The sequence below is a fragment of the Mangrovactinospora gilvigrisea genome, from assembly GCF_001879105.1.
In the GTDB taxonomy this organism is placed as follows: Bacteria; Actinomycetota; Actinomycetes; order Streptomycetales; family Streptomycetaceae; genus Mangrovactinospora; species Mangrovactinospora gilvigrisea.
In genome coordinates, this window is the sequence record NZ_MLCF01000150.1 from 1 (window position 1) to 20370 (window position 20370).

Annotated in this window: 17 protein-coding genes; 9 read left to right on the top strand and 8 right to left on the bottom strand. The window is 74.6% G+C overall.

Going from position 1 to position 20370, the window contains the following annotated elements:
- Positions 1–49: 49 nt before the first annotated feature.
- The 5 genes from BIV57_RS21695 to sucD all read left to right on the top strand — a co-directional run bounded on the left by BIV57_RS21695 (position 50) and on the right by sucD (position 6228).
- A complete protein-coding gene (locus BIV57_RS21695) occupies positions 50–1237 on the top strand; it encodes a VWA domain-containing protein (RefSeq protein WP_071658563.1) in 1188 nt (395 codons plus the stop codon).
- Positions 1238–1321: 84 nt separating this feature from the next.
- Positions 1322–2383: an AraC family transcriptional regulator gene (locus BIV57_RS21700; RefSeq protein ID WP_079170572.1), complete on the top strand. Its 1062-nt coding sequence runs from the start codon at positions 1322–1324 to the stop codon at positions 2381–2383.
- Between the two features lie 131 nt (positions 2384–2514).
- A complete protein-coding gene (locus BIV57_RS21705) occupies positions 2515–3891 on the top strand; it encodes a styrene monooxygenase/indole monooxygenase family protein (protein ID WP_071658564.1) in 1377 nt (458 codons plus the stop codon).
- 264 nt (positions 3892–4155) lie between these two features.
- A complete protein-coding gene (sucC, locus tag BIV57_RS21710; RefSeq protein WP_071658565.1) occupies positions 4156–5328 on the top strand; it encodes an ADP-forming succinate--CoA ligase subunit beta in 1173 nt (390 codons plus the stop codon).
- A 15-nt stretch (positions 5329–5343) separates the two neighbouring features.
- Complete coding sequence (sucD, locus tag BIV57_RS21715; RefSeq protein ID WP_071658566.1) at positions 5344–6228, top strand: succinate--CoA ligase subunit alpha; 885 nt, start codon at positions 5344–5346, stop codon at positions 6226–6228.
- A gap of 108 nt (positions 6229–6336) precedes the next feature.
- Here the strand turns inward: sucD and BIV57_RS25460 are convergent, their stop codons facing one another.
- The gene (locus BIV57_RS25460) at positions 6337–7596 is read right to left on the bottom strand and encodes an RNA polymerase sigma factor (RefSeq protein WP_071658567.1); all 1260 of its coding nucleotides are present in this window, start codon (positions 7594–7596) and stop codon (positions 6337–6339) included.
- A gap of 113 nt (positions 7597–7709) precedes the next feature.
- On the opposite strand from BIV57_RS25460, the gene BIV57_RS21725 reads away from it, so the two are divergent.
- The 4 genes from BIV57_RS21725 to BIV57_RS21740 all read left to right on the top strand — a co-directional run bounded on the left by BIV57_RS21725 (position 7710) and on the right by BIV57_RS21740 (position 14330).
- Positions 7710–10004 (top strand): cell division protein PerM, encoded by a 2295-nt coding sequence (locus tag BIV57_RS21725; protein WP_071658568.1) that lies wholly within the window; start codon positions 7710–7712, stop codon positions 10002–10004.
- 1293 nt (positions 10005–11297) lie between these two features.
- Positions 11298–12572, top strand: coding sequence for an ABC transporter substrate-binding protein (locus BIV57_RS21730; RefSeq protein WP_071658569.1), 1275 nt, complete (start codon positions 11298–11300; stop codon positions 12570–12572).
- Positions 12569–13501 carry a carbohydrate ABC transporter permease gene (locus tag BIV57_RS21735; protein ID WP_071658570.1) on the top strand — a complete coding sequence of 311 codons (933 nt, stop codon included), beginning with the start codon at positions 12569–12571 and terminating at the stop codon, positions 13499–13501. Before BIV57_RS21730 ends, BIV57_RS21735 begins: the two co-directional genes overlap by 4 nt.
- 7 nt (positions 13502–13508) lie before the next feature.
- Positions 13509–14330 carry a carbohydrate ABC transporter permease gene (locus tag BIV57_RS21740; RefSeq protein ID WP_217651754.1) on the top strand — a complete coding sequence of 274 codons (822 nt, stop codon included), beginning with the start codon at positions 13509–13511 and terminating at the stop codon, positions 14328–14330.
- A gap of 6 nt (positions 14331–14336) precedes the next feature.
- Here the strand turns inward: BIV57_RS21740 and BIV57_RS21745 are convergent, their stop codons facing one another.
- From BIV57_RS21745 to BIV57_RS25465, 7 genes are all read right to left on the bottom strand, one after another.
- Positions 14337–15008: a class F sortase gene (locus BIV57_RS21745; protein WP_245797845.1), complete on the bottom strand. Its 672-nt coding sequence runs from the start codon at positions 15006–15008 to the stop codon at positions 14337–14339.
- A 22-nt stretch (positions 15009–15030) separates the two neighbouring features.
- Positions 15031–15594: a hypothetical protein gene (locus BIV57_RS21750; protein ID WP_071658573.1), complete on the bottom strand. Its 564-nt coding sequence runs from the start codon at positions 15592–15594 to the stop codon at positions 15031–15033.
- 128 nt (positions 15595–15722) lie between these two features.
- A complete protein-coding gene (locus BIV57_RS21755) occupies positions 15723–16508 on the bottom strand; it encodes a hypothetical protein (RefSeq protein ID WP_071658574.1) in 786 nt (261 codons plus the stop codon).
- A 127-nt stretch (positions 16509–16635) separates the two neighbouring features.
- Positions 16636–18228: a glycosyltransferase family 2 protein gene (locus BIV57_RS21760; protein WP_079170576.1), complete on the bottom strand. Its 1593-nt coding sequence runs from the start codon at positions 18226–18228 to the stop codon at positions 16636–16638.
- Between the two features lie 43 nt (positions 18229–18271).
- Complete coding sequence (locus BIV57_RS21765; RefSeq protein ID WP_071658576.1) at positions 18272–19063, bottom strand: ABC transporter permease; 792 nt, start codon at positions 19061–19063, stop codon at positions 18272–18274.
- A complete protein-coding gene (locus tag BIV57_RS21770) occupies positions 19056–19796 on the bottom strand; it encodes an ABC transporter ATP-binding protein (RefSeq protein WP_071658577.1) in 741 nt (246 codons plus the stop codon). The genes BIV57_RS21765 and BIV57_RS21770 overlap by 8 nt, the downstream gene beginning before the upstream one ends.
- A 12-nt stretch (positions 19797–19808) precedes the next feature.
- Positions 19809–20370 (bottom strand): elongation factor 1-alpha C-terminal domain-related protein (locus BIV57_RS25465; RefSeq protein WP_419185767.1); only part of this gene is annotated, 562 nt, incomplete at its 5' end.

Consider the following 20370-nt stretch of genomic DNA (forward strand, 5'->3'; position numbering starts at 1 on the left):
CGGGTGGGGTGCCGGGGCTTTGGGGCGGCGGCAAGGGAGGCGACGCCAAGTGAGCGGGGACGACGAGGAACGCCTCCGCCGCTGGCGCCTCGCCCTCGGCGGCGGCGGCGACGCCGACGGCACGGGTGTCGTCCCCGAGGGCCGCGACGCCCACATCGACGCCGCCCTCTCCGCCCTCTACGCGAGCGACGACCCCGACGCGAGCACCGCAGACCCGCTCGGCGCCGGCCTCGCCGCCTCCGCGCCCCGTGCCGCCCGCTGGCTGGGGGACATCCGCCGCCAGTTCTCCCCCTCCACCGTGCAGCTCCTTCAGCGCGACGCCATCGACCGTCTCGGCCTGCAGCAACTCCTCCTCGAGCCCGAGCTGCTGGACGCCGTGCAGCCCGACGTCCACCTGGTGGCGACCCTCATCGGCCTCGCCCGCGCCATGCCCGAGACCACCCGCAGCACCGCCCGCGCCGTGGTCCGCCGCCTCACCGAGGAGCTGGAGGCGCGCCTCGCCGCCCGCACCCGCTCCGCGGTCGGCGGCGCGCTCGACCGGTCCGCCCGGATCCGCCGCCCGCGCCGCCCCTCCGAGGTGGACTGGGACCGCACCGTCCGGGCGAACCTCCGCCACTACCTGCCCGAGCAGCGCACCCTCGTCCCCGAGCGGCTGATCGGCCGCGGCCGCGCCGCCGCCTCGCTGCGCCGCGAACTGATCCTCTGCGTCGACCAGTCGGGCTCCATGGCGCCGTCCGTGGTGCATGCCGCGGTCTTCGCGTCGGTGCTGGCGTCCGTCCGCTCGCTCGCCACCCGGCTGGTGCTCTTCGACACCTCGGTGGTCGACCTCACCGACCAGCTGGACGATCCGGTGGACGTGCTCTTCGGCGCCCAACTCGGCGGCGGCACCGACATCGCGCGGGCGCTGGCGTATTGCGCGACCCGCATCAACCGTCCGGCGGAGACCGTCCTGGTCCTGGTCAGCGACCTGTGCGACGGCGGCGACAGCGAGGAGGCGCTGCGCCGGGCGGCCGCGCTCACCGCCTCCGGGGTGCGGCTGATCGTCCTCCCCGCGCTCGCCGACGCCGCAGACGCCGACGCGACCGACGCCGCCGAGACAGCGGACGCGACCGACCCCGCCGCCGCGGAGCGCTACGCCGCACTCGGGGTGCCCGTCCTCTCCTGCCCGCCCGACGACTTCCCCGAGTTGATCGCCGCCGCGCTCGAACGCCAACCCCTCTCCCTTCCCCGTTCCTGATCCGCGGTCACCTCTCCAACCGATTCGAGTGGTTTGGAACCCTCGCCCCTTGACGGCAGGTGAGTTCGCGGCACTATTGCCGCCATGTCCGAGTTGGAGGGCTTGGGCGGGGGGCCGGGGCCGGCGCCTGCGCCGCCGCCGCTCGCCGCGTACCGGTCCCTGGCGACCACCGACGTGGACGAGCTGCGCGACGCGCTGCGCCGGTACTTCAGTCCGATGGTGGTCAGACCGGAGGGCCCGACCGGCGTCGACGCGGTCCTCAACGCCGCGCCGATCGGGCAGCACGTGTCGCTCCACTACATCGACTACGGCGCCCCGCTGCGGCTGGCGGCCGAGCGGATGGACGACCGGTACGCGGTGTCGATCGTGGTCCGCGGCCGGGCCGAACTGGCCGTCGAGGGGCGGCGGATGGAGCTGCGGCCGGGTCGCGCCGCCGTGGTCGGGCCCGAGTCGGGCTTCCTGATGCGCTTCTCGCCGGACTGCCGCCAGTTCGTGCTGCGGCTGCGCTCCGGCTTCGTCGCGCAGCTGCTGGGCGAGCTGCTCGGCGGCGCCCCCGGCGAGCAGGCCGAGCGGCCGCCGCGGTTCGCCGGCGCCTTCGACGTCGCCCGCGGGCCGGGGGCGACCTGGCTGCGCGTCGTCCACCAGCTGCGGGACGCGCTGGAGGCGGAGTCGGGGGTGCTCGGCCATCCGCTGCTGGCCGCGGACGCGGAGCGGCTGGTCGCGGGCACCCTGCTGATGGCGGCGCCGCACTCGGAGACCGGCTCGCTGCTGGAGTCGCGGGACCGGTCGACGTCCGCCGCCTCGCCGCGGGCGGTGCGGGCAGCGGTCGACTTCCTGGAGGCCCACCCCGAGCTGCCGCTGACGACGGATCGGGTGGCGCGGGAGGCGCTGGTCTCCGTCCGCACCTTGCAGGAAGGTTTCCGTCGCCATCTGGGCACCACGCCGATGCGCTATCTGCGCGAGGTGCGGCTGCGCCGGGTGCGGGGCGATCTGACGACGGCCGATCCGGACCGCACCACGGTGGCGGAGATCGCGGCGCGGTGGGGATTCGTCCACTTCGGCCGGTTCTCGGCGCTCTACCGGGAGCGCTTCGGGGAGGCGCCGTCCGAAACGCTGCGGGCGTTCGGGCTCGGCTTCGAGGGATGAAAATCAGCCAATTGGCAATTGCGCAAACTGGATCGACGATCGCGCTGCGCGGATAGAGCGTCACCGCCCGTGTGCTTATGCTCACTTCGAGAGCCAAGCAGAGGCAAAGCATCCGGAAAGCGGGGGAATCCGTGCACACCGTCATGATCGTCGGAGCCGGGCAGGCGGGCCTGCAGTTGGCGCTGGGGCTGCAGGCCCGCGGATACGGCGTCACCGTCATGACGGACCGCACCGCGGACGAGGTCCGCCGGGGGCGCGTCACCTCGACGCAGCTGCTCCACCCCACCGCGCTGGCGCTGGAGCGGGCCGAGGGGCTCGACCTGTGGGGGGCCGAGGTGCCGCCGGTGGAGATGGTCGACTGCGCGGTGGCCGGCCCGGCCGCCGGCGCCGGCGGGCCGCCCACCGTGATCAGCCGGTGGACGGGGCGGCTGGGCGGGGTGGCCCGCTCCCTCGACCAGAGGGTGAAGCTCTCCGCCTGGCTCGAACTGTTCGAATCGCGCGGCGGGAGCGTGCTCCGCCACGCCGCCACCGCCGAGGACCTCGACTGGGCCGCCGCCCGCTACGACCTCACCGTCTGCTCCACCGGCAGCCGCACCCTCGCCCCCCTCTTCCCGCGCGATCCGGCCCGCTCGGTGCACACCCGCCCGCAGCGCGCCTTCGCCGCCGCCTATGTGCACGGCCTCGGCGAGAGCGGACCGCCGCGGGTGCGCAGCACGGCGCTGCCCGGCCTCGGCGAGCTGATGGTCATCCCCGCCTACACGCACTCCGGGCCCTGCCACATCCTGCTCGCCGAGGCCGTCCCCGGCGGCCCGCTGGACGTCTTCCGGGACCCGGCCGCCCGGCCCGGCGAAGTCCTCGCCGTGCTCTGCGAGCTGATGCGCCGCCACGTCCCCGCCGACCATGTGGAGGGGCTGGGGCGGGCCGTCCTCACCGACCCCGGCGCCGTGCTGGTCGGCCACCGCACCCCGGTGGTCCGCCGGCCGGTCGCGGTGCTGCCGTCCGGACGGCCGGTGCTCGGGCTCGGCGACGCCGTGGCCACCAACGACCCGCTCGCCTTCCAGGGCGGCAACTGCGCGGCCAAGGCCGCCGCCCACTATCTGGAGGCGATCGTCGGCCGGGCGGACGACCAGCCGTTTGACGAAACCTTCCTGCGCGGCGTCTTCGAGTCCTGGTGGGCCCGCACCGGGCGGGCCGCCACCGCCTGGTCCAACGCGGTGCTCGATCTCGCCGCCGCCCCGCACCTGGTCCGGCTGCTGACCGCGGCCGCCGTCCGCCCCGGGCTCGCCGACCTCTTCTGCCGCACCGCCGACGACCCGGCGCTCGCCGAGCGGCTGCTGCTGGACCCGGCCGCCGCCGAGCGGCTCCTCGCCGAGCTGCGGCCCGACCCCTTCGCCGGCGCCCGGATCAGCGCGCCGTCCGTCGCGCCGCTGCCGCCCCGTCCGTCGCTGCCGTCCCCGTCCCCGCCGCCGCAGCCCGGCCGCGAGCCGGCCGTCGCCGTCCGCGGCTGACGCCTCCGCGGGTGGGTCTGACGCGCCCGTGTGACGCGTCCATGCGGAGTTGCGTGTGGCACGCGGTGCCGCGAGCAGGGGGATTTTCGCGCCCGCATTGTCCGTATCTATACGGTTTTGCCTGGCACTCCTACCCCACCCTGTTGAATACGTCAGGTTTTTCGGGGCTACCCTGCGAGGTGGACATGCCGCCCGCCGGCCATTGAGCGTCTGGCCCGACTGTCCGACATGCATTGAAACCCGCGATACCAAGGATGGACGCGCGTGGACCTGTTCGAGTACCAGGCGAGGGACCTCTTCGCCAAGCATGATGTGCCGGTACTGCCCGGCAAGGTCATCGACACCCCGGAGGCGGCACGGGAGGTCGCGGCGGAGCTGGGCGGCCGTGCGGTCGTCAAGGCCCAGGTGAAGACCGGCGGCCGCGGCAAGGCCGGCGGCGTCAAGCTGGCCGACAACCCCGAGGACGCGGTCGTCAAGGCCGGCCAGATCCTCGGCATGGACATCAAGGGCCACACGGTCCACAAGGTGATGCTGGCGGCGACCGCCGACATCGCCGAGGAGTACTACGTCTCCTTCCTGCTGGACCGCGCCAACCGCACCTTCCTCGCCATGGCCTCCGTCGAGGGCGGCGTGGAGATCGAGGTCACGGCGGTCGAGAAGCCCGAGGCCCTGGCCAAGATCCCGGTGGACGCCCTGGAGGGCCTCACCGACGCCAAGGCGCGCGAGATCGTCGAGGCGGCCAAGTTCCCGGCCGACCTGCACGACCAGATCATCAACGTGCTGAAGAAGCTGTGGGACGTCTTCGTCAAGGAGGACGCCCTCCTGGTCGAGGTGAACCCGCTGGTCAAGACCACCGACGGCGTCGTGATGGCGCTCGACGGCAAGGTCTCCCTGGACGCCAACGCCGAGTTCCGCCACCCCGAGCACGCCGAGCTCGAGGACGCCGCCGCCGCCAACCCGCTGGAGGCGAAGGCGAAGGAGAAGAACCTCAACTACGTCAAGCTCGACGGCGAGGTCGGCATCATCGGCAACGGCGCGGGCCTCGTCATGAGCACCCTCGACGTGGTCGCCTACGCCGGCGAGGCGCACAAGGGCGTCAAGCCCGCCAACTTCCTCGACATCGGCGGCGGCGCGTCCGCCGAGGTGATGGCGAACGGCCTGGAGATCATCCTGGGCGACCCGGCCGTCAAGTCGGTGTTCGTCAACGTCTTCGGCGGCATCACCGCCTGCGACGCGGTCGCCAACGGCATCGTCCAGGCCCTGGAGCTCCTGAAGTCCAAGGGCGAGGACGTCTCGAAGCCGCTGGTCGTCCGCCTGGACGGCAACAACGCCGCGGAGGGTCGTCGCATCCTCACCGAGGCGAACCACCCGCTCGTCGAGCAGGTGGAGACCATGGACGGCGCGGCCGAGCGGGCCGCCGAGCTCGCGGCGCGATAAGGGGACACCAGCGCAATGGCTATCTTCCTCAACAAGGACAGCAAGGTCATCGTCCAGGGCATGACCGGCTCGACCGGCATGAAGCACACCAAGCTGATGCTGGCCGACGGCACCAACGTCGTCGGCGGTGTGAACCCCCGCAAGGCCGGCACCAAGGTCGACTTCGACGGCACCGAGGTCCCGGTCTTCGGCTCGGTGCAGGAGGCCATCGAGGCCACCGGCGCCGACGTGACCGTCATCTTCGTCCCGGAGAAGTTCACCAAGTCGGCCGTGGACGAGGCGATCGACGCCGAGATCCCGCTGGCCGTGGTGATCACCGAGGGCATCGCGGTGCACGACAGCGCCTCGTTCTGGGCGCACGCGGTGGCCAAGGGCAACAAGACCCGGATCATCGGCCCCAACTGCCCCGGGCTCATCACCCCCGGCCAGTCGAACGTCGGCATCATCCCCGGTGACATCACCAAGCCGGGCAAGATCGGTCTGGTGTCGAAGTCCGGCACGCTGACCTACCAGATGATGTACGAGCTGCGGGACATCGGCTTCTCCTCCGCGGTCGGCATCGGCGGCGACCCGGTCATCGGCACCACGCACATCGACGCCCTCGCGGCGTTCGAGGCGGACCCGGAGACCGAGCTGATCGTGATGATCGGCGAGATCGGCGGCGACGCCGAGGAGCGGGCCGCGGCCTACATCAAGGAGAACGTGACGAAGCCGGTCGTCGGCTACGTCGCGGGCTTCACCGCGCCCGAGGGCAAGACGATGGGCCACGCCGGCGCCATCGTCTCCGGCTCCAGCGGCACGGCGCAGGCCAAGAAGGAGGCGCTGGAGGCCGCGGGCGTCAAGGTCGGCAAGACGCCGTCCGAGACGGCGCGCCTGGCGCGCGAGCTCATCAACGGCTGACGCGGCGCGGCGGAGCCCCGGATCGAGCGGGGCCCCGCGCCCCTGACGGGGCGTTGCGGACAGAGACGGCGGTCGCCGGGGTTTTTGACACCCGGCGGCCGCCGTCGTTCATGGGCGGAGCCGGATCGCGCTGGGGTGCCAGACGGACGCGTGCGCGGCGAGCGGGGGCCCGGCCGCCGCGGCGTGCAGCTGCTCGGCGAGCGAGACGCCGGCGTCGCCCTGCGCCGAGGCGAACGCCGCCTGATCGGACGCCGCCTGCGGATCGGGCCGTACCCCGGCCGGCGGCGGACTCAGCGCATGCTCCACCGAGACGCCCCCGACCAGCGCCGCGATCAGCAGCGTCAGCCCCGCGGCGGCCGCGGTGAGCCCGCGGCTCTGCCGGCGGGCGGCGTCCCGGACCTGGCCGGGCTGCGGCAGCCGCGCCGAGCAGCGGTCCGCGGCGGCGTCCAGCGCGGTGCGCAGCCGCTCCGGGAACGCCGGGTCGTCCGGGTCGTCGCCGAGCGACTCCCCGAGTTCCGCGGCGAGTTGGGCGCGGCCCTCGCGGACGCGTCCCGCCGCGGCGGGCGTGCTGCACTCCGCCTCGGCGGCGGTGTCGGCGAGGCTCAGCCCGAGGTAGTCGTGGAGCAGCAGCGCGCGGCGGCGGGTGCGGGGGATCCGGTGCAGGGTGCCGACCAGCTCGCTGCCGGAGCGGTGCGCGCGGTGGCGCTTGCGGGCGCGGCGGTGGACGCGGCGCGGGCCGCCGTCCGGCCACCAGGGGGAGAGCGCCAGCTCGACGGCCTCGGCGCGCAGCCCGTGCACGGGGGGACGCTCGCCGGGGGTGACCGGCCACTGCTGCCAGACGTGTTCGAAGGCGCGCAGCACGGCGTACTCGGCGCGGCGGGCGTGGCCGGGGGTGAGCAGGTAGACGAGCCGCAGCAGGGGGCGGGCGTGCCGCAGGTAGAGCGCGTCGAACTGGGCGACGGCGGCGGGGGTGCCGGCGAGGGCGGCGTCCGCGAGCGGGTAGGAGGGGACGGTGCCCCAGGCGGGGGCGGGGGGCGTCGGTGCGGGCTTCGGCTCCGGCTTGGTCTTCGGCTCCGCTTTCGGCTTCGGCTCCGGCTTGGTCTTCGGCTCCGCTTTCGGCTTCGGCTTGGTTTTCGCCGGTGTCGGAGTCGGTGCCGGTGCCGGTGCCGGTGCCGGGCTCGCCGTCCGGGTGCGGGTGGCGGGGTGCGGGCGGGACGTCCGGCCGGACCGTCCGCGGGAGGTGCGGCGCGGCGAGGGGCCCTCGGGCGTCGGACGTTCGTGCGCCGGTCCCTCCGTCTTGGTGGGCGCGGGCGCCCAGCGCTCACTCGGGCCGGTCCCGGTCTTCTCGGTGTCTCGCCCTCGTGCCACCCTGCGTGCCACCTGCTCCGCTCAGACGGTTCGTCAGATGGTCACATCATCGGGAACACAACGGACATGCGCGCCTTCATTACGCAGAACGGGTGCTCTGGGACGATCGGGGCATGGGTCATCTGCTCGCCCCGCCGCCCGTCTCCCGCCCGCTCGCCGAGGCGACGCGCCGTCACCTGCCGTCCGTGCTGGCCGCGGTGCGCTCCGGCGCGGCCGCGGCGGTGGTCGGGCTGCTGGTGCTGGGCGTCCCGATCGTCCTGCTGTGGGTCGCCTCGCCACGGATGAACGAGACGCTCGACGAGAGCCTGCACACCGCCGCGAGCCTGTGGTTCGCCGCGCACGGCGCGCCGATGGTGCGGACCAGCACGGTTGACGGGTCGTCGGTGGCGGTCGGGCTGACGCCGCTGCTGCTCTGCGCGGTCCCGGGCCGACTGCTGTTCCGGGCCGGGGCGGGGCGCGGGGCGGACGACGCGCGGGAGCGCGGGCCGTACGAGTGGCTGCTGGAGCTGGCCGGGGTGGTCGTCGGGTACGTCGGGGTGGCCGGGGCGTTCGCCGCCTCGGCGGCGACCGGGGCGCTGCGGGTCGCGCCGCTGGTCGGGCTCGCCTGGACGCTGCTGGCCGCGGTGGCGGTCGGCGGCGCCGGGGTGTGGCGGGCCTGCGGCGGGACGGCGGGCCTGCTGGGCGGCCTCGACGAGGGCGAGCCGTGGCAGGCGCGGCGCTGGGAGCGGTGGCTGCATGCGCTGGTCCCGGCGCGGGAGCGGACCTCCGGCCCGCGCCAGCTGGGGCCGGCGGTGGCCGGCGACGCCGGGCGCGGCGGGATTCGGCCGGGGGCCGAACAGGGTTGGCGGCTGCCGGGGCTGATCCGCCATCGGGCGGCCGAGCGGGTGACGGACTGGCTGCGCGTCAACTGCCCGCGGGGTGGGTCGACGGCGCTGCGGGCGGCGGCGGCCGCGGCGTGCGCGCTGGCCGGCGGGGGCGCGGTGCTGGTGGCGGTGGGGCTGGTGCGCGGCGCGGGACGGCTGGGGGCGTCGGTCTCGGGTCTGACGCTGGACATGTCGGGGGCGGTGTCGCTGCTGCTGCTCTCGGTGGTGCTGGTGCCGAACGCGGTGGTGTGGGCGGCGAGCTATGCGACGGGGGCGGGGTTCGCGGTCGGCGCTGGGCACCTGGTGGCGCCGGTCGGCGGCGCGGGGACGCCTCCGCTGCCGGCGTTCCCGCTGCTGGCGGCGGTGCCGCAGGGGCATCCGGGGGTGGCGCTCGGCTGGCTGCCCGCGCTGGTCCCGGCGGCGGCCGCGGCGGTCCTCGGGCTCTTCGTCGGCCACCGCGCGGCGGCGGGCGTGGTCCCGGTGGCGGCGGCGGGTCGGACGTCGACGTCCGGGGCCCGCGGCGAGCGGCCGGACGGACGCGAGCGGCGCCGCTGGTTCGGGCGCCGCCGCACGGGGAGGGAAGAGGCGGAGGGAGGCGACGAAGCGCGGGCCGGCGATGCGCGGGGCGGCGGCGCGGCGGGAGGCGGCGTGTGGCGCGGCTTGTTCGGCGGCCGCCGTCCGGAGCCGGATGCGCAGGTGGTCCAACGGCCGGCATCCGGCCCACTCGCCGACCGGCGGCAGGACGGTCGGACGTCCGGCGGGGCGCGTCGGGGGCTGTTCGGGTGGCGGTCGAGGCCCGACTCCGCCGCCGAGTCGCAGTCGCAGTCGCAGCGCCAGTCGCAGGAGCAGCCGCGCGGGGACGCGCGCGGGGCGTGGCCCTACGGAATCCCGGCCGACCCCCGGGTCGGGCAGTCCCGGCAGCCGGCGGACCCGGACGCGTCATCGGCGGGACCGCGGCGCGGCTGGTTCGGGCTCAAGCGGCTGGTCTCCGGACCCGGCGGGCAGGTGTCGACCTACGGATCGCCGCCGCCGCCCACCCCGACGCCTCCTCAACAGGAGCCGCTGGCCGGCTGGCTGACGATGATCCGGAAGCGTGCCGCGGCGTGGCGGCCCTGGCCGTTCCGCGCGTCCACCTCCGCGGAGGCGTCGCCGTCCGCGGTGGCGGCGACGCAGGCGGGTGCGGCGGGGTGGCCGTCGCTCGCGGATCCGTCCTGGTCGGCGGGGCCCGTCCCGGTGCGTACTTCCCGCTGGTCGTGGCTGCCCTGGGCGCGGCGGCACCGGGAGCGGCACGGCGGCTGGTCGGTGCTGGGCACGCTGGTGGTGTCGCTGCTCGCCGTGGTGACGCTCGCGGGGATCGCGGCCGTCGCGGCGGCGCTCGCGTCCGGGCCCATCGGCGCCGGCAGCTACCGGACCTTCGGTCCGGCCCCGCTGCGGACCGGCATCGCCGTCCTGGCCTGGTCCGCGGCCATCGGCCCGTCCCTCGCCCTGATCGCCCGCCACCGCACCATCCACCACCGCCGCCACCCCACCCCCCACCAGGACTGACCCCTCCCGCGTGCACGCGCGGCTCCGTCGCTGTGCCGCTTCGACCGCGCCCGCGGCGCGGCACGGACGCCCCGGTCCGCGGCCGCTCGCGCGGGTGGCCCGGCGTCAGGTCTGCGACGCGGCGGTGAGCGCCCCTGAACGCTTCCGCCCCTCGCCGCGGGGGCGATTCGCCGCGTATGCGGATGGTGGGCGCTCGCTGCGCGGCCCCCGCGCGTAGGTCGCCCGGCGCCGTCGCCCCGTCAGGTCAGGTCAGGTCAGGTCAGCAGTATTCGCCGGCTCCGAATGATGGCGATCGCCCTCGCGAACGCCCCCGCCGCCAGGGCGATCCGCTGCGCACGCGGATGGTGGGCGCTCGCCGCTGTTCCGTCTCGCTGCGCGTGGGTGGCCTTGCCCGCCCGCGTGCGCCGTGTGGCATGGGCACTCCGGTACTCGGCTGCCGGCAGCCGCCCGGCGCTGTCGCTATCCGTCGCTCCGTCAGGCCTACGACGAGATGGCGAGCGCCATCCGTGAGCGTCCGTCGCCGGTCTGCGGACGGCTCGCCGCCGCTCCGGCTCGTTGCGCGGAGCGCTCGCGCGGGGGTCGCCCGGGGCTGTCGCCGTCCGTCGCGGCGGGGCTGTGGCGCGAGTGGGTGCTCCGAACGTGTCCGTCCGTCGCTGCGTGGGCGAAGCGCCGCCGCTCCGGCAGGCTGCGCGGAGCGCTCGCGCGGGGGGTCGCCCGGCGCCGTCGCCGTCCCTCGCTCCGGCGGGGCTGTGGCGCGAGTGGGTGCCCCGAACGTGTCCGTCCGTCGCTGCGTGGGCGAAGCGCCGGCGTTCCGGCGGGCTGCGCGGAGCGTCCGTGCGTGAGTCGCCCGGCGCGGTCGCCGTCCCTCGCCCCGGCGGGGCTGCGGCGCGATGGCGCGCGTCTCCGAACACCTCCGCGCCTCGCCGCGCCGTCGATGCGGAGGGTGCCGCTCCGGGCTGCCGCGTGGCCGGTGTGGGACTGTCGATCGGTGCGGGTTGCACCTGTGCACGCCAACGCACCGCAGGTCAGGGGCTGTTGGGCACCCTCTGCCCCCAACTACCCGTCCCTGCAAGCCTGTTCGCGACCGCCCGTTACCAAAAGGCAGCGCGGAAGGGGTTACCAGACGGAGAACTGCCGGTAGGTTGGCGTTCTGCGTTCGTTCCTGTGTGGAAACGGGCGTATTCACGCATGTCTGTTCGGGCCCCGTGGGGAACCCGAACACAACCTGTCACTCCGTCAACCGACCCGTAGCCGCTGCCTCGTACTCGGGCCGGCCGGTGAGGAGGACCGCCCATGCCGATACCCCGCCGAAGAACCGTCCTCGGGGCCGCCGCCGCGGCCCTCGCCGCGCCCGCCCTCGCCGCCTGCGGCGGCGAAGGCGCCGGGGGCGGCAGCAAGACGCTGCGCTACACGCTGTGGGACCAGAACCAGTACCCGGCGATGATCAAGGCCGCCAAGGAGTTCGAGAGCCAGAACCCCGGCGTCCACATCTCCCTGGAACTCGTCCCGTACGGACAGTACTGGACCAAGCTCCAGACCGCCGCCATCGGCGGCACCGCCCCCGACGTGGCCTGGATGAGCACGCTGACCTTCCAGCTGTTCGCCGCGTACGACCAGCTCCTGCCGCTGTCGACCGCCGCGAACGCCGCCTCCATCGGCGCCGCCAACTACCCCCCGGCCCTCGTCGAGGCGTACGCCTGGAAGGGCCAGCAGTACGGCCTGCCGAAGGACTACGACACCATCGGCCTCTGGTACAACAAGCAGCTCTTCGACAAGGCCGGCGTCCGCTACCCCGACGCCACCTGGACCTGGTCCGACCTGCGGGACGCCGCCCGCAAGCTCACCGACAAGAAGGCCGGCGTGCACGGCTTCGCCGCCGAGATGAGCAACCAGTCGTGCTACTACGACTTCATCTACCAGAACGACGGCTTCGTCATCTCCCCGGACCGCAAGCGCTCGGGCTACGACAACCCGCGCACCGTCGAGGCGATCACCTTCCTCATCGACATGATCAAGGACGGCTCGTCCCCGAGCATGGCCGAGATCGTCGACAGCGGATCGGCCTCGCTCTTCCAGTCCGGCAAGCTCGCCATGACCTACCAGGGCTCCTGGATGACGCCGCAGTTCGCCGCCGTCCCGCTGCTCAAGAAGTACGGCGACGTCACCGTCATGGCCAAGGGCCGCAAGCGCGCCACCATCACCAACGGCCTCGGCAACTGCGTCTTCAGGACGACCCGCAACCCGGAGCTGGCGAAGAAGTTCGCGCTCTTCATGTCCGGCAAGCGCACCGGTGAGATCCAGGCCGAGGCCGGCGTGGTCATCCCGGGCTACCGCGGCACCGAGAAGGCCTGGCTCGCCACCAACAAGCAGTGGCAGCTGCAGAGCTTCATCGACGAGGTGCCCTATGCCGTGCCGTTCCCGCACTCCATCAACTCCACCGCGTGGCAGGACGACGAGCAGACGTACCTGCCGCAGGCGTGGGCCGGCTACGACGACATCGGCGACGCCACCCGCAAGCTGGCCGACGCCATGAACCTCGACCTGCGGAGGGAGGCGAGGACCGCATGAGCACGGAGACGAACCCGACGGGCGGCACGAAGCGGCGGAGGCGGCTCGGCATCCGCGGACGCGAGGCGCTGTGGGGGTACGGGCTGATCGCGCCGACCGCCCTCGGCCTCGGCGTCTTCTACGTCTGGCCGGTCATCCAGACGCTCTACGTCAGCTTCAACTCCTGGGGTCCGTTCGGCGGCCTGAAGTGGCTGGGCCTGGACAACTACCGGGAGCTGTTCAAGGACGAGGCCGTCGGCCGCTCGCTCCTCAACAGCGCCCTCTACACGCTCATGGTGCTGATCGGGATCCCGGTCGCGCTGGTCCTCGCCAACCTGCTCAACCGGCGGCTGCTGCGCGGCAAGTCCTTCTACCGGGTGCTGTACTTCCTGCCCGTGGTGACCATGCCCACCGCGGTCGCGATGATCTGGCGCTGGCTGCTCAACGGCGACTTCGGGCTGGTCAACTACCTGCTCGGCAAGGTCGGCATCCACGGCGCCAACTGGCTCTCCGACCCCAACACGGCGCTGATCGCGATCGCCGCGGTCGGCATCTGGGCCTCGCTCGGCTACAACATCATCCTCTTCGTCGCCGGGCTGCAGTCGGTGCCCGACCAGCTGTACGAGGCGGCCGAGCTGGACGGCGCCGGCCCCGTCACCGTCTTCTTCAAGGTGACGCTGCCGCTGGTGAGCCCCACCGTCTTCTTCGTCGCGGTGATCACCGTCATCAACGCGCTGCAGGTCTTCGACCTCATCTACCTGATGATGAGCACCAGCGCGAACCCCGCCCTCCCGGCGACCCGGTCCATCGTCTACCTCTTCTACCAGCGGGCGTTCATGGAGAACGACCGCAGCTACGGCGCGGCCATCGCCTTCCTCCTGATGATCATCATCGTGATCTGCACCGCGGTGCAGTTCCGCCTGCAGAAGAGGTGGGTCCACTATGAGTAGCCGCGCCATGACCACCAGACGGGCCTCCATCGGCTCGCACGCGGTGCTGGCCGTCGGTGCCCTGGTGATGGTCGTCCCGTTCATCTGGCAGATCATCACCTCGCTGAAGACCATCGGCGAGTCCACCCAGGTGCCGCCCGGGCTCTGGCCCGCGCATCCGCAGTGGAGCAACTTCGACCAGGTCTTCACCGACCTGCCGTTCGGCTCCATGTTCCTCAACACCGCGCTGGTGGCGGTGGGCCGGACGGTGGCCCAGCTGCTGTTCTGCTCGCTCGCCGGCTATGCGTTCGCGCGGCTGCGGTTCCCGGGCCGGAACATCATCTTCGCGGTCTTCCTGGCGCTGCTGATGGTGCCGTCCTATCTGCTGATCATCCCGCAGTACCAGGTGATCCAGTCGATCGGCTGGCTCAACACGGTGCAGGGCATCATGCTGCCCGGGATGTTCAGCGCCTTCGGCACCTTCCTGCTGCGGCAGTTCTTCGCGGGGCTGCCGCCGTCGCTGGACGAGGCGGCGCGCATCGACGGGGCGAACCCGCTGCGGATCTGGTGGTCCGTCATGCTCCCGCTGGTCCGGCCGGGCCTCGCCGCGCTGGCGGTGCTGACGTTCCTCTGGTCGTGGAACGACCTGCTCTGGCCGCTGGTGGTCATCACCAGCCCGGACAAGATGACGCTGTCGCCGGGACTGGCCTCCCTGCAGAGCCAGTTCACCACCAACTACCCGGTCCTGATGGCCGGCGCGCTGGTGGCGACGGTCCCGGTGATCGCGGTGTTCATCGTCCTGCAGCGCCAGTTCATCGAGGGCGTGGCGGCGGCGGGGAACAAGGGCTGACGCCCGTCAGCCGAGGACCTCGGTGAGGTGGGCGAAGACCACCACGTTCGCGGAGTACTCGCCGCGCGCGCGGTCGAAGGTGCCGCCGCAGGTCAGCAGACGCAGCTCCGCCCCGCGGGCGGCGCCGTAGACGGTCGCGGACGGGAAGCGGTCGCGCGGGTAGACGCGCACCGCGTGGACGGTGAAGACCGCCGTCCGCCCGTCCGCGCGCCGCACCTCCACCCGCGCCCCCGGACGCACCGCCGTCAGCGGCCAGAAGACCGCCGGGCCGGTCCGGGTGTCCACATGGCCCACCACCACCGCGGCCCCCTCCGCGCCCGGCGCCGGCCCGCCGCGCAGCCAGCCGGCCTCCGCAGGGTGCGTCATCGGCGGGACCTGCGGCGTGCCGTCCGCCGCGACCCCCAGCGGGACGATCGGCGCCGAGATCCCCACGCTGGGGACGGTCAGCCGGGTCGGACGGGACGCGGGCAGCGCCGCGACCCCGGAGGGCGCGAAGTCCGGCGCACCGTCCCCGCGGCCGGCCTCCACCGCCGCGGCCCGCGCCGACGACGGCGCCCCGCCGCCCGTGACCGCCGGCAGCTGCCCCAGCACCAGGAGCGCCGCCCCGGCCGCCAGCACCCCCGCCAGCCCCCAGCCGGCCCGCTTCACCGCCTCGCCACCGCCCTGACGCCGCCTCACCGCGCGGCCCTCACCGGGGCCCTCACTGCCGGGCGCGCCGCCGGCGCCGGGTCTCCATGACCACCACGCCCGTCGCGCCGCCCGCCAGCAGCACCAGTCCGACCAGGTCGGACGCGCTGTCCAGGCGCAGCCCGAGCAGCCGCGGCCCGGACGCCTGCTGACGCTCCGCCATGCCGCCGCCGCCCGCGCCCACCGGCCCCTGCGCGCCGACCGTGAAGCTGCCCTCGGCGGTGCCGTTCCCGCACACCACCGTCACCGCGTAGCGGCCCGGGCGGACGGAGGCCGGCACCTGCGCCGTGCCCCGCACCGCCCCGCCGTCGCCCGCACCGAGCCGCACCGAGCCGCCCGCGAAGGCGTCCGAGGTGGCGGTGCCCGAGGAGGCGTCGCAGTCCTTGGTGGACAGGGTGATCCGCCCGCCGGGCAGCACCGTGCGGGGCGAGAACGCGATCGAGCCGGTCATCGAGCCCGGGTCCTCGTTGGCGAGAGCGACCGGGGCGGCCGCGAGGGCCAGGACCGGCGCGGCGGCGGCCGCGGCCAGCAGCCGGCGGGCGCGGTGCGGCGTGGGACGGGTGTGGGCGTGCGGCACGGCGTTGCCTCCACGGGAGCGGCACAACAACAAAGTCCTGCTGCCGAACGTAGGGAGGGCCGCGCCGAGGCTCCCACACCAGTTGGGCCGTCCGGTGGTCCCGGACCACCGGACGGCCCAAGGGAGCGTCAGCTCCCGTCGTCGACCCCGAACATGTTGTGCAGCTGGGACGGCAGCTTGACGCTGCACGACTGCTTCGCCGTCTGCGTCAGCGCGTCCGACACGCAGTCGAAGTACGGCTTGTAGACGAACTGCACCGCATAGGTGGACGCCACCAGGACCAGCGCGATCACCGCGGCCACCAGCCCGCCGACGGCCGCCGAGGCCGCCGGGCGCGCCGGCGGCCGCGCCGCGGCGGCCGGGGACGGCTCGTGGTTGTGCCGGGCCAGCGCCCGCTCCGCCTCGGCCTCCGGGGTGGCGCCGCGCTTCTGCCCGCGCATCGAGGAGATCGCCCAGTAGAGCGCCAGCGAGCCGAGCAGCAGCCCGATCTCGGAGTAGCCGAAGAAGGTGAAGAAGACCCCCCACATGCCGCCCAGCAGGGCGTAGCGGGCCCGCCGCTGCACCGGGTCGGCCGGGTCGAAGCGCGGCCCGGGCGGCATCCCGCCCCCGCCGCCGGACCCGGTGGGCCGGAACTCCCCGGGGCGGCGGTCCTGCGGGGGGCCCGGCGGGCGCCCCCACGGGGACGGCGGCGGCTGCTGCCCGCCCCCGGACGGCTTCTTGGTGGAGACCGGAGGACGCGCCCGCCCGGGGGAACGGCCGTCGTTGGGCCGGCGCGGCGGCTCGGAGGAGCCGCTGCCGGAGCCGTCCTGCTCCGCGGCGTCCTCGGCCCTGCGCGGCGCCCAGGGCCGCTCGGGGGCGTCCTTGGGCGGGGGCGCGAAGGGGTCCCGCTCGTCGGTGTTGTGGCCGCTGCTCATCGTCAGTCCGTCATCCCTTGCCGACCGCCCGGGTCTTTCTACTCGTCCCTGTCCGTTTCCGACGCTACCGGAACGTGCGACGACCCAGTTCCGTGCCCCGCAAGGCGCGCGGTCGGGCGAGCACCCGTCACCGCGCGGCGCGCTTCCGCAGCTTCACCACCCGCCGCTTGACGGCGCCGCCGACCCGCCGCCACAGCGGCGCGCGCGGAGCGGCGACCAGCACCGGCGTCCCGTCCCGCTCGGTGCGCAGCGCGACGTCCAGCCGGACCTGCCGGGTCCAGCCGCAGCAGGTGACGCGGGCGATCAGCAGCTCGGTGCGGAGCGGCCCGTCGCCGGGCGCCGTCTCGGTCTCCACCGGAACCTGCACCCGGGCGGTGAAGCGCAGCCGGAAGGCGCGCTCCGCCGAGCCCGGCGCGCGGTCCGTGGTCGACTCGACCGGAAGGTAGCGCTCCGATCCGGTCTGCTGGTCGCGCGCCACCACCTCGATCTTCGCCGCGCGCAGCTGCGCGGTGACGTCCAGGACGTCCGCCGGGGTGCGCGTCGCGGCCGGCGGCGCCAGCCGGTCCACCCCGTCGTCGTCGGCGACGAACGCCATCGGCCGCCGACCCGACGTCAGTTCCGCCCGGACGGTGAGCCGCAGCCCGCCGGCCCCGCCGGGTGCGGGCGCCCCGCTGCGGCCGGCGGACGTGGCACTGGCTCGCGCGTCCACCCCCGCCTCCCAGTGGGCCAGCGCCAGCAGCCGGTCGAAGTCGCCGTCGGCCACCGCCGCCGCCACCGCCCGGTGCAGGGCCGGCAGCCCGGCGGCCACGCCCGGGCCGAAGCGCTCGGTGGTCACCCGGTGCACCTCGCGGAAGAAGTCGCTGCGCCAGTCGGCGGGCGCCTTCAGCAGCCGGTTGCCGCGCAGCCGCTCCAGCATCTCCACCCGCAGCCAGCGCCGGTAGAGCCGGTCGCGCAGCGGGCCCGGCTCGGTGTGGTGCTCGACGATGTCCAGCGCCTCGCACAGGTTGGCGAAGTAGGAGGCGGGCTCGTAGCGGCGGAAGCCGGCGTTGCCGGCGTCGTCCCGGGCGGTGTGGATGTAGCAGGTGTAGTCGGAGAGCACCGAGATCCGCCGGGCCAGGAAGTACGCCTGGACGACGAAGACATGGTCCTCCAGCCGGCGCGGCTCCTCCGGGAAGTACAGGCCCTTCCGCAGCAGGAACTCACGGCGGAACATCTTGTGCGGCGTCAGGCTGTCGATCAGCGCGGAGTCGGCGAGCGTCGCGTCCGGGCGGTTCTCCCGGAACAGCTGCCGCGGCACCCCGCGCCCCTGGCCGGCCATCTTGCCGACGACGATGTCCGCGTCGTTGGCGACGGCGTACGCGTACAGCCGCTCCAGCGCCTCCGGCGCCAGCTTGTCGTCGTGGTCGGCGAACTGGACGTACTCGCCGAGGGCGTTGTCGATGCCGACGTTGCGCGGCCGCCCCGACCAGCCGGAGGCCTTCTCGTGGAAGACCCGGAAGTGCGGGTGCTCGGCAGCGAGCGCGTCGAGGCGGGCCGGGCTCTCGTCCGTCGACCCGTCGTCGACGAAGACCGCCTCGAACTCGCCCGGCGGCAGCGACTGCGTCAGCAGCGAGTCGACCAGATCCTCCAGGTAGCGGCCCGGGTTGTGGACCGGGACGACCACGCTGACCTTCGGCGCGGACGGGGCGGCGGGCGAAGCGGGAGTGGTCGCAGGGGGCATGGAAGCGGCTCGCTCGGTCGTCGGATGCGTCTGGGATAGGCGATTATGGCCGACTCTGCTCTGCGTCCAGCCCCCGGGCGCGCAGGACGCGCCTCTCGATCGGACGGAACACCAGCGACTCGGCGGCGATCCCGACCGCCAGGACGACGGCGATCGCGGCGAGCATGCCGCCGATGTCGCCGTTCTCCTTGTCCCGGTTGAGCCAGGAGCCGATCCCGGTCAGCGGAGTGGCGTTCATCACCTCGGCGGTCATCAGCGCCCGCCAGCCGAACGTCCAGCCCTGCCGGAGCGCCGCCACCACCCCGGGCAGCGCGGCCGGCAGCAGCACCTCGCGGGCGGCCCGCGCGCCGGTCAGGCCCAGGGTGCGGGCGGCGCGCCGGAGCAGCGGCGGGATCTGGTCGGCCGCGGAGAGCATCCCGACCGCGACGCTCGGCACCGCGCCCAGCAGCACCACCCCGTAGACGGCCGTGCTGCCGCCGCCCAGCAGGATCGTCGCCACCGGGACCAGGGCCGCCGCGGGCAGCGCCTGGAGCGCGTTGAGCACGGGGGCGCAGACGACGCGGACGGGCGTCCAGCGGTGGCAGGCGAGCCCCAGCGGCACCCCGGCGGCGACGGACGCGGCGAAGCCGACGACGGTGCGCAGCACGCTGCCGCCGAGGGACGGCAGCAGGGTGCCGTCCCGCGCGGCGCCGGCCAGGTCCCCGGCGACCTCGCCGAGCGAGGGCAGCGCGGCGGACAGGTGCAGGGCGTGCGCCGCCTGCCAGACGGCGAGCACGGCGGCGAGGGCGACGACGGGCGCCAGGCGGCCGGCGGCGCGTCGGGCGGTGTCAGACATCGGCGCCGGCCACCTCCTCACCCAGCCGGTCGATGATCTCGGCGGAGAGCCCGGCGACCGCGGCGCTCTCGATGCGCCGCGGGTGCGGGAGGTCCACCGTCCACTCGCGGGCGATCCGGCCGGGGCGCGCGGCGAGCAGCACGACGCGGTCGCCGAGCCGGACGGCCTCGCGGGCGTTGTGGGTGACGAAGACGACGGTCAGGCCGAGGGCCAGCCTGATCCGGGTGAGCTCGGCGTAGAGGTGGTCGCGGGTGATCGCGTCCAGCGCGGCGAACGGCTCGTCCATCAGCAGCACGGACGCGTCCTGGGCGAGCGCCCGCGCCAGGGCCACCCGCTGCCGCATCCCGCCCGACAGGGCGTGCACGCGCGCGTCGTGCCGTCCGGGCAGCCGGACCAGGGCGAGCAGCCGCTCGGCCTCGGCGCGGCGCTCCGCACGCGGCACGCCCCGCGCCTTCAGCGCCAGTTGGACGTTGCCGCCGGCGGTGAGCCAGGGGAAGAGCGCGTGGTCCTGGAACATCACCGCGGTGCGGCCGGCCGGGACGCGGACCCGTCCCGCGCTGGGCGCCTCCAGCCCGGCGACCAGGTTCAGCAGCGTCGACTTGCCGCAGCCGGACGCGCCGAGCAGGCAGACGAACTCGCCCGGGGCGATGCGCAGATCGACGTCCGCCAGGACCGGGGGAGCGGCGGGGGCGAAGCGCTTGCTGACGGACTCCAGGGATATCGCGGCGGACATGGGCGGCTCGGGTCAGACGGCCATGGCGGCGGTGCGGGTGGTGCCGTCGGCGGGGTCGATGAGCAGGAACGCGCCGGTGCGGCGGTTGACCGCGTAGGCGTCGACCGGCAGCGGCTCGGCGGTGCGCACGGTGAGCGGGGCGATGTCGTTGAGTGCCAACTCGCCGCTGTCGGTGCCGATGTGCGTGACGATGCCGCGGACGGTGCGGGTGCCGTGCTGGACGACGACGCGGTCGCGGACCCGCAGCGGCGTGTCGTGGAGGTGGCAGGCGGTGGCGGTCAGCTCCTTCGCCGGGGCCGGGGCGCCGGGGGAGGGGGCGATGAGGTCGCCGCGGGCGATGTCGATCTCGTCGGCGAGACGCACCGTCAGGGACTGCCCGGCGCGGGCCGACTCCCGGTGCTCGCCGAGGATGTCGATGGCGCTGATGGTGGTGGTCGCGCCGGAGGGGAGGACGGTGACGGCCTGGCCGGTGGTCAGGGTGCCGGATTCCAGGCGTCCGGCGTAGCCGCGGTAGTCGCTGCCCTGGGGGCGGATGACGTATTGGACGGGCAGCCGGGCGGGGGCGGCGAGTTCG

What these genes read in the sequence shown, in the direction of transcription:
- BIV57_RS21700 (WP_079170572.1), top strand. Translation starts at nt 1,322, where the DNA reads ATGTCCGAGTTGGAGGGCTTGGGCGGGGGGCCGGGGCCGGCGCCTGCG.
- sucD (WP_071658566.1), top strand. Translation starts at nt 5,344, where the DNA reads ATGGCTATCTTCCTCAACAAGGACAGCAAGGTCATCGTCCAGGGCATG.
- BIV57_RS21725 (WP_071658568.1), top strand. Translation starts at nt 7,710, where the DNA reads ATGGGTCATCTGCTCGCCCCGCCGCCCGTCTCCCGCCCGCTCGCCGAG.
- BIV57_RS21730 (WP_071658569.1), top strand. Translation starts at nt 11,298, where the DNA reads ATGCCGATACCCCGCCGAAGAACCGTCCTCGGGGCCGCCGCCGCGGCC.
- BIV57_RS21735 (WP_071658570.1), top strand. Translation starts at nt 12,569, where the DNA reads ATGAGCACGGAGACGAACCCGACGGGCGGCACGAAGCGGCGGAGGCGG.
- BIV57_RS21740 (WP_217651754.1), top strand. Translation starts at nt 13,509, where the DNA reads ATGACCACCAGACGGGCCTCCATCGGCTCGCACGCGGTGCTGGCCGTC.
- BIV57_RS21755 (WP_071658574.1), bottom strand. Translation starts at nt 16,508, where the DNA reads ATGAGCAGCGGCCACAACACCGACGAGCGGGACCCCTTCGCGCCCCCG.
- BIV57_RS21760 (WP_079170576.1), bottom strand. Translation starts at nt 18,228, where the DNA reads ATGCCCCCTGCGACCACTCCCGCTTCGCCCGCCGCCCCGTCCGCGCCG.
- BIV57_RS21765 (WP_071658576.1), bottom strand. Translation starts at nt 19,063, where the DNA reads ATGTCTGACACCGCCCGACGCGCCGCCGGCCGCCTGGCGCCCGTCGTC.
- BIV57_RS21770 (WP_071658577.1), bottom strand. Translation starts at nt 19,796, where the DNA reads ATGTCCGCCGCGATATCCCTGGAGTCCGTCAGCAAGCGCTTCGCCCCC.